This is a genomic window from Streptomyces sp. NPDC026417 (genome assembly GCF_055567695.1).
This window is the reverse complement of sequence record NZ_JBVHPY010000067.1, coordinates 1-8,503: the sequence shown is the minus strand read 5'-3', so window position 1 is coordinate 8,503 and position 8,503 is coordinate 1. Positions and strand designations below refer to the sequence as shown.

General features: G+C 66.5%; 8 protein-coding genes and 1 pseudogene. 3 read left to right on the top strand and 6 right to left on the bottom strand.

The window, feature by feature from the left end; translation table 11 throughout:
* A partial coding sequence (locus ACZ4NT_RS38245) for a transposase (protein ID WP_467730027.1) occupies positions 1 to 293 on the bottom strand: 293 nt, incomplete at its 3' end.
* Between the two features lie 925 nt (positions 294 to 1,218).
* Here ACZ4NT_RS38245 and ACZ4NT_RS38240 point away from each other — a divergent pair.
* From ACZ4NT_RS38240 to ACZ4NT_RS38230, 3 genes and pseudogenes are all read left to right on the top strand, one after another.
* A complete protein-coding gene (locus ACZ4NT_RS38240; RefSeq protein ID WP_467730025.1) occupies positions 1,219 to 1,383 on the top strand; it encodes a hypothetical protein in 165 nt (54 codons plus the stop codon).
* Positions 1,353 to 1,949: a hypothetical protein gene (locus ACZ4NT_RS38235; protein ID WP_467730023.1), complete on the top strand. Its 597-nt coding sequence runs from the start codon at positions 1,353 to 1,355 to the stop codon at positions 1,947 to 1,949. Before ACZ4NT_RS38240 ends, ACZ4NT_RS38235 begins: the two co-directional genes overlap by 31 nt.
* A gap of 616 nt (positions 1,950 to 2,565) precedes the next feature.
* Positions 2,566 to 3,011 (top strand): annotated as a pseudogene (locus ACZ4NT_RS38230) (transposase); the annotation flags it as partial.
* Between the two features lie 63 nt (positions 3,012 to 3,074).
* On the opposite strand, the gene murJ reads toward ACZ4NT_RS38230, so the two are convergent.
* The 5 genes from murJ to ACZ4NT_RS38205 all read right to left on the bottom strand — a co-directional run bounded on the left by murJ (position 3,075) and on the right by ACZ4NT_RS38205 (position 8,336).
* Complete coding sequence (gene murJ, locus ACZ4NT_RS38225; protein WP_467730021.1) at positions 3,075 to 4,736, bottom strand: murein biosynthesis integral membrane protein MurJ; 1,662 nt, start codon at positions 4,734 to 4,736, stop codon at positions 3,075 to 3,077.
* A gap of 715 nt (positions 4,737 to 5,451) precedes the next feature.
* Positions 5,452 to 6,042: a hypothetical protein gene (locus tag ACZ4NT_RS38220; protein ID WP_467730019.1), complete on the bottom strand. Its 591-nt coding sequence runs from the start codon at positions 6,040 to 6,042 to the stop codon at positions 5,452 to 5,454.
* Between the two features lie 210 nt (positions 6,043 to 6,252).
* A complete protein-coding gene (locus ACZ4NT_RS38215) occupies positions 6,253 to 6,849 on the bottom strand; it encodes a hypothetical protein (RefSeq protein WP_467730017.1) in 597 nt (198 codons plus the stop codon).
* Between the two features lie 188 nt (positions 6,850 to 7,037).
* Entirely contained in the window at positions 7,038 to 7,271 is a 234-nt protein-coding gene (locus ACZ4NT_RS38210) for a hypothetical protein (RefSeq protein WP_467730015.1), read from the bottom strand.
* Positions 7,272 to 7,853: 582 nt separating this feature from the next.
* Positions 7,854 to 8,336 (bottom strand): RNA polymerase sigma factor, encoded by a 483-nt coding sequence (locus ACZ4NT_RS38205; RefSeq protein WP_467730013.1) that lies wholly within the window; start codon positions 8,334 to 8,336, stop codon positions 7,854 to 7,856.
* Positions 8,337 to 8,503 lie beyond the last annotated feature (167 nt).

Below are 8,503 nucleotides of genomic sequence, written 5' to 3'. Positions count from 1 at the left end.
GCGAAGAAAGCCGTTGCCCGCTTGAGGACCTCCACGTCCTCCCGCAGCCTGCGGTTCTCCCGCCGCAGAGCCGTCAGTTCCTCGCGTTCGCTGCTGGTCAGGCCGTCCTTCTCACCGGCGTCGATCTCGGCCTGGCGGACCCAGTCGCGAACCGCTGTCTCGGTCAGGTCGAAGTCCTTGGCGACCTGACCCACCGAGCGGTCCCCTCGCCGGCACAGCCCGACGATCTCAGCCTTGAACTGCGGCGTGAACGAGCGGCGAGGACGCGGCTTCTTCTTCCCCATGCTCTCCATGATGAACATCATCCTTCCGGGGCAGAAGCCCCTGATCTCAGATGTCCGTCAAAACGGATCAAGCCCAACCCCGCACCGAACTTATCTGGCGTTCCTCAGGCACATAAGGGTGATCAGCAGCCCCGGCCCGTGACCGGCCATGGTCTTCGTGCGGTTGGGCGTGTATGCGTCATTCGATCTTCGCGGTGGCCGCGGCCGCCGCACTGCTGCTTGGCTCCGCTCCGACCGCCACGGCCTATATCCAGCGTGGCGGGTGCGGACAATTGAGGGACCCTGGCGACCGAGCGATCGACAGCCGCGGGCCGTGAATGGCCCTGCATTTCGAGCGCCGGCGCGGCCATGACTGGGCGCGGGCCACCGGCATGATCTCCAACCGCGGCCGTATGTGGCGTGAGGTCTCCCACGACGGGCGCACCCGGAGAGTGGACGTGACCCAGGCGCCCGACGGCGGCGCGTCAGGGCAGTCGATGCTGTCCACGAAGTCCGTGTACGACGGGCCCGGATGCGGGCGTGCGGGAAAACGAAGCGAACGGTTGGCATCGCACGTGTACCACCTAGCACTGAACACTCGACCGGGGCCGGCCACCCTCACCCCGCATGCGCAAAGCCATGGTCAGGCCCGTGCGACTGGTACCGACCTGCTCGATTCGCGGGTGACGGGCCACCTTCGGGGCCGGATAGCGACCCACGCCTCGGCCTCAAGTGTAGCGAACGATACATCCAAGTGTATCGTTCGGTACGGAACTCGGGAGTGATCGTCGGCTAGCCGTTCTCCCCGGTGACAGCGAGCCGCGCACGATCAAGCATCGGGCCCGCCCCCGACGGCGAGCACATGCAACTCCCTGCTCCCCGAACACCGTCTTTGTCGACCTGGCCGCCCGCCTGCGCGATGACATCTGGCCGCCCGAACCCCTGGAGTTTCCGCATGGACGTCACCACCGAGGCCCGCAGCAGCGGCCTGTACGTCATCCAGCAGACCGGCATGCAGCAGTGGGCGGAGGGCCACGGCATCTGGCAGGCTCACGGGGTCCGCCTGGATCTCATGGACGGAACCGCCGCTTGGCCCTGTGCAAGCTCGAAGTCGTCCTAAGCGAGGCCGACGACCGCGCTCGCGCGGCAGCTGACGGCATCACCCCGTGGGGCCGGGCCCTGGCGTGCCTGGCTGCGGTGTGGGAGGTGAAGTCCCAGCTGAGCCGGCTGATCGCCGAGGCCACGGCAGCCGAGGAGCACATGTGGCGACTGGAGGACTACGTCCGCGAGGACCTGCTCGCTCAGGCCACCCGTCAAGAGATCGAACAGGCTCGGCGCAGCGACGCCTACGAATGGGAGCGCCTGCCGCTGGCCCAGCTCATCGCGGCTCGGGTACGAGGCGAGCTGGCTGCGCGCCGTCTGGAGCTGCTTGCCGCCGCCCCTAACGTGACTACTCATCCGATGCACCCGGCATGGGAACTGCCGGCCGCGCTCGACCTGATCGCCGGCGTGAGCGCCGCGCAGACCATGGCACGAGAACTATTGGCTGGTTGGGCGGCTGCCCGAGATCTGCGCAACCCCCTGATCACCTGGGCGGTCACCGGCACTGATCTCACACGGACCGGCGTCCAGCAGATTACGAGCGTGTCCCGGTCCACGATCAACCGCCTGCTCCCCGACAGCTGACAGCGAGAGGCTGCCCGTTCAGCCGTGACCGGGCGTCGGCTCTGCCGGGTGCCAGCCATAGGCGGCCACGCCTTGTGCCGTCCATAGCATCGCTGAGGTGGTGAGCAGCTGCTGCCCGCAACGCGACCGGCCCGGCAGCGCCCTTGGCACGCACAACCTGGCTCGTACAACGCCTCCTTGCGTAAAGCGGTAATCCTTCACCCAAGATCTGTTGATCCACCGCGTCAAACTTATCGACGTCCTCCACATGCATGCGGGGTCCCAGCCCGACCAGTCACCGTACGGTGATCACTGCTTGGTGCTGCCCTGAAGCGTCTGCGATCCGCGCCGCCCGGACCGATCTGCACACGTCCCTGCCTGGAGTCCGCCTCACCCACATCGAAGAGATGCGAGCCCGGGTGTCCTGGGAAAGCGCGCCGTAGTCCCCTCATATCTCGCCGCCCCGTGGGAGCTGGCGGACGACCTGGCGACCGGGCCTCAGGCTGACCGCGACGGCTCGGTGCGGGTATCTCTGACCCTGCGCCGCCGGGTTCGAGCCCTGGGGGCTGCGGGTTTTCGAACCGTATGAGCGGTGCGGTGGCAGGGGATCCGCTCTCTCGAAGGTCGATCCTGGCGCCTCGTCGACCGCTTCTCCCAGAAGATCTTCGCCTGGCAGGCATCTATCAGGCGGGACGTCGGGCTGGTCGACGCGCCGCTCAGGATGGCGTTGTGGCGCTGCAGGCACGAAGGAATCCCCGTCACACAGGGCCAGTTGATCCACCACATGCGACGCCGGGTCGCAATACAGGTCCGTGCGGTTCACCGAGCACCTGCATATCGAAGGCATCCACCCCTCGATCGGCAGCGTCGGCGACGCCTATGACAACGCGCTCATGGAGACGATCAATGGCCTCTACAAGTCCGAGTGCGTCCGCACCACGGTCTTCCACGACGGCCCGTGGAGAACCGTCTCCGACGTCGAGTACGCCATCGCCGCATTGTGGAGTGGTACAACAACCGTCGGTGCAGTCGAGTCTGGACATGATCAGCTCCACCGAGTACGAGGCACGCACACTACGCTGACACAGAAACACGAGCGGACTGATCACCCGGCTCACAAAACGCCGGCAGGAAAGACGGAACGGTTCAATCCGCGGTGGCGCGGGCCCGTAGTCTGCGCAACCGGTGCAGGATCGGGTGCAGCGGGGCGACGGCTTCGGTAACGCGCAGCGGGCGGGCGAGCAGGAGCAGCGACAGCACCAGGACCAGGCATCCGGCAGTCAGAGCGGCGAGGTTGCCCGCCACGCCGTTGCCGAGATGAGCGCGGGCCCAGGACGCGGTAAGAACCGCGGCTGCGGTACCGGGCAGGCCCGCCACCACAACCCGTAGATGAATGCCGACTTGGCCGAGGTCGCTGAGTGCCGAGGTCGAGCCGAGCCATTGGGGCTGCCGATCTCCGAGGGCTGCCTGACGATGGATGCGCCGGTGAAGCACGATGGCGGTGGTGGCGGCGCCGATCAGGCAGGCCACAGTGTGGGCCAGGGCCATACCCGCAGTTGCCCAGCGCACGGGGAGGGTGTGGACAGCGGCGGCGGACAGCGCTGCATTGACGCCGGAAGTAAGGAGGGCGAGCAGGACTGGAGTGCGTGGGTCGCCGAGGGCGTAGAAGCCGCGGGTGAGCGTGTACTGCACGCAGAAGGCGGGCAGGCCGAGCGCGAAGGCCGCCAGGATCTGGCCGAGAACCTGCACGTCGCTGCTGGTGACCGTCCCGTACCTGTACGCCAGCCCTGCCATCTGCTCGCCCAGCACGAGGAACGCCAGGGCGGCGAGCGTGATCGCTCCTGCGGAGTGCCGGACGGTGCGGGCCAGGCCACCGGTCAGTTCCACATAGTCGCCGGCCTGGGCTGCGCGGGTCAGCGAGGGGAGAGCGGCGGTGGCCAGCGAGACGACGAGAATGCCCTGTGGGACGATCCACAGTTGGTAGGTGTTGTTGTACGCCGTCAGACCGGCCCCGACCATCACACCTTCGGCGGCCGCACGCTGGCTCACCCCGGTGCCCAGCACTGTGATGACCCAGAATGCCGCCTGAGTTACCGCGATCAGCAGCAGAGCCCAGCCTGCGGCCCGCAGTGGCCTCGTCAGCCCCGCACCCCGCCAGTCGAATCGGGGACACCACCGGTACCCGGTCCTGTGTAGCGACGGCAGCAGCACCAGCGCCTGCACCACGATGCCTGCTGTGCTGCCCGCTCCCAGCAGGAGCACTTGCCCGGGTGTCATCTCACCAGCATCGTCGACCTTGTTTGCGACGTTCAGGTAAAGGCCGAAAACGCCGATGACGACCAGGTTGTTGGCCACCGGGGCCCACATCATCGCACGGAACCGCTCTCGCGCATTGAGTATCTGACCGAGCACCGTGAATACCCCGTAGAAGAAGATCTGCGGCAGGCAGTACCGGGCCAGGGCAACCGTTGCCTGCAACTGGCCGCCGGTGAACGTTGGCGCGTACAGGTGCACCAGCCATGACGCCATTAGCACCGTGACAGCCGATATGGTCAGCAGCAGGATCAAGCACGCCGTAACGAGCCGGTCTGTGAACGCCGTGCCACCGTCCGCGTATTGGGCAGCGCGGACCAGTTCGGGGACGAACACCGAGTTCAGCGCCCCGCCGATCATCAGCATGAACACAATGTTCGGCAGCGTGTTCGCCACGCTGAAGGCATCCCCGGCAAGTCCCGTGCCCAACACTGCCACTACCATCGCGCTGCGCAGGAAACCAGTGCTGCGAGACACCAGCGAAGCCAGCAGCATCCCGCCGCTTCCCGCAACCTTGCCTGCGGGCTCATGCGCATCCGCGTCAGGGCCCACCAGAAGCTGAGCAGCCTGGCCAGCCCATTGTGCTGGGACGGGGACCGAAGCGGCTGTCGCGTCCACACTGGGCTGCATGCCAGCGGGGCAATGATCGGGACACTGGCCAGGGAGGCCCGGGGCATCCCGGTAGTCAGGTCTGGCGCGGCTGCTGTGCCGACCGTTGGTGAGTTCGCTTTGCATTATCTGCCGGACGGCTCTTGCGTGGGGAGTGCCGACAAGGTGCTCCGGAGAGACAGGGATTCTTCGTGATTCCTCGGATCGTCAGCCCAGACAGCCAGTCTGACGGCGACATCATTGGCGGCCCTGCGTATGAGGCCAAGCAAGCCAATGGTGGCTCTCTCGCCCAGAGCTCGCGTGGTGAAAGGGAGTGATTTCGTATTCTGCTGTCTGGCGGGGTTGTGCATCATGGCACTCCGGTGGGCTCCATGGTGGATGATTTCGGCTCCCGTCCGAATCAGAAGACGACGGGACACTCGTGCACTCGACGATGCTGCGGCTGTCGCGCGGACTGATGTAAGAACCGGGGCATGCGGAAGCCTCGGGTGTGAGATGGGGCCGGTCGACCGGTGAATGGACAGAACACTGTGAGGTTCGCTGCTCGGAAGGGTGAGCAGCGGCCGGTGGGGAGAATCGATGGGCGACGCAGGCTTACCAGTTAGGGGAGGGTGAGGGTGGCGATGGTGTGGCCTGTGGTGTCCTGGACCGTGACGCTGTGGACGAAGTTGTGCTTGAAGTTTTTGCTCTTGGGTCCGGTGGGCAGCGGGCTCGTGGCGTACCAGGCGCCCCATCCGGGCTGGCCGGCCAGGTGGATGATGCGACCGGTTACCGTGCCCTTGTCGGTGACAACCTTCACGCTGGTCGCATCGCCCTTGCCGTGGTAGACGCCAGACAGGAAGTAATGGCCTTCGACCGGCTCGGACTGCAGGCTCACCCCGGGCCGGTTCAAGTCCACGTTGCCGTCGATGACACTGCGGAACTGGTGGGCCTGGGCGGGGATGGACCAGTGCTTGCCGTTCTTGGTTAGCCACAGCTGCACCTTCGGCGCGGCCTGCACCCGCTCACCCGGCGCCACCACCCGCACCGACGACGCGGTCTTTGCAGCTTTTGCCGACGTGGTTGCCTTGGTGTTACTAGCGGCCGCAACCGTGGTCTTAGTAGGAGACGCGAGGGCTTGGGCCATCGTGGGCGCCCCTACCGCCGCGGCCGCCACCGCCGCGGCCGCCACATACTTCTTGATCCGGGTCATGGATGGAACTCCTTGCGGATTAGAACGAGCAGGGTGGAGGGCGCCTCTCCACTCTCCTAAACCCCGCCCATCACGAACCGGATGACACAGGCCGCTGTCTTTTCGCTTCCTTGGCTGCGGCTTATAGCGGGCACACACGGTGCGCAGCCGCCATGCTCGACCTCGGGGCGCAACTATGTAATCGGTCTACGGCGCGAACCGTCGCGCCGATCACCTTCCCCGGCAGCCAGCCCAAAGACCTGCCATCTGCGCCGGGATGGCCTTGACCGCACCGCAGCCCTGGGAGTGGTCCATTGAGCCGGAGGCAATGAAGGACCAGTGGCCGGCGGAACCGGAGAAGTACTTCATGGTGGCTCCTTCGTCCTGCATCGCGACCTCCTCTTTTTCCGTGTGGCCCTTCGTCAGCGTGAATGTTGTACCGGCGTAGCGGGTGGTGCCGCACTGGCCGTAGTAGAAGCTGCCGGGCGTCGGCTTGATGTGGTGAAAGGTCGGGAATTTGTGCCGGTAGGCGTCGGTCACCGCTGACTTCACAGCAGATGTGGCAACGAGGCTGCGGCAGGAAGGGGTGCTGTCGACGGTGGTCCCAGTGGTTTGCGTTTGCGTGGTGTCCTGTGATGTCTGCGGGGCGGGGGAGTTGGTCGCTCCGGCAGCCTGCTGGGGGCTGGCGCTGGAGGCCGCCTCGGGCGGTGTAGTGGTCTGCGCGGCGGAAGAGGCGCCAGCGGGGGTTTTGCCAGCGCAGGCGGGCAGGGTGGCCAGCGCCGCGGTCAGCAGCGCGGCGGCGACCAGGCCGCGGGGGCGGGAAGTCATGGTGAACCTCATTCACAAGGGAGGGTGGGCGCGCAGGTCTCTGCCGGTGATCATCATTGCGGGCTCGGCGGATGCGCCGGTCCGGGATCGCTGCGGCGATTCCGAGAGATATACGCACCTTCCGCGCAAAGGTTGCCTGGGACGAGAAAAAATCTTCTGCCTTGTCTCCGATGCGCTGCGAGGACGGCTCAGCGCAGCATGATCGTGGATACGAGTGCCTCAGCCAGGGGTGCCTCGCGGGCGTTGAGGTGCAAGGCCCGGATGCTGAGCTGGTGGCGGGGAATCCACCACAGGCGGGCGGTGAACTGCTGGCCGTTGTGACAGGTCACCTGCCAGGCTCGGTAGGTGGCCTGCTGGCCGGAGACCGGCACGGCAGCCCGGGCGACCAGGCGGCTGTCTGTGATCTCGTCCGAGAGGTTCACTCGTCCGTCCGCAGTCCAACCAGGTGCGGGGCCAGTCGTTGTCCTCCAGGCTGCCGCTTTGATCCCCGGTCTGGGTGGCAAGCTGAATGCCGGTAGCCAAGCAGTGGTCGATGTCGTGCGGGACGCCGGGCGGCTGGAGACAAGCCTGGATACCGGGCTCGGGCTGCCAGACCGTCCAGCCGCGGGGGACCTGGAAACTCAGTCCCTGCAGGTGGACCCGGCCGGAGGCAGCCGCCGGCAGGTCCCGCTCAGCCGGACGGTGCAGGAAGGCGACTGCGGTGACGACCATGAAGAAAGCGGCAGCTACCGCACCCACAGCCAGCAGCGGCCGCGGCCACTGCCACACCATACGCACCGGCCGGGAAGGCGTATACGGACGCAGTGACCGGGCGGTCACCAGCGCCGACCGTGCGACCAGCGCGGCCCGCAGCTGCTCCTCTAGCGCGGCCATCTTGCCCTGCTGCGGTTCCATCGGATTCCTCCCTGAGGCTCCAGCACTCACCCTCTACACGCGCGAAGCCGCACAAGGTTGCCTCATCATCCAGATTTCTCCGTGACCATCTCCCCGGGAAGGAGAGACGGTCAGCTCTCCAGACGCTTGCGCAACGCGACCAGAGACCGGTGGGCCATCGATTTCACAGCGCCCTTGGAGATGCCCATCGTTTCGGCGATCTCCGCCTCCGACAGCCCCGCCCAGCACCGCAACACCAAGATCTCCCGCTGCCGGGGGCCCAGCAGATGCATCGCCGCCAGCAGTTGGCGGTGCTCGATGGCCAGCAGGACTGCATCCTCCGCCGAGTGCTCATGATGCTGCCGAACGGGGCGGAACGCGTCAGCCACCCGGCGCCGGCGCAGCACCGACCGGGCACGATTGACCACCGCCCGCCGCAGATAGGGCACGGCGCTAGTGACGCCATCCAGCGCCCGCCACCTACGGCATACTGCAGCGAACGCGTCCTGCACCACATCCTCGGCCGTCGCCTGATCACCCACCAGCAACACGGCCAACCGCACCAGGGACAACCGGTGAGTCACGTACAGATGACCGAGAACGTCATCGGACACTGCCGCGGAGTCTGCCGGCCTCAGCACCACCAGCCCCGCATCTTCCGCGCCATCGGCCTGCGACGGAAGAATTAAGACGGTGTCCTATGTGGTGAGGCGGAGGAGCCTCTTGTAGCAGCAGAGGGCGGCGGCGAGTCCGAGAAACGCCAGGTAGTTGCGGGGGTGGC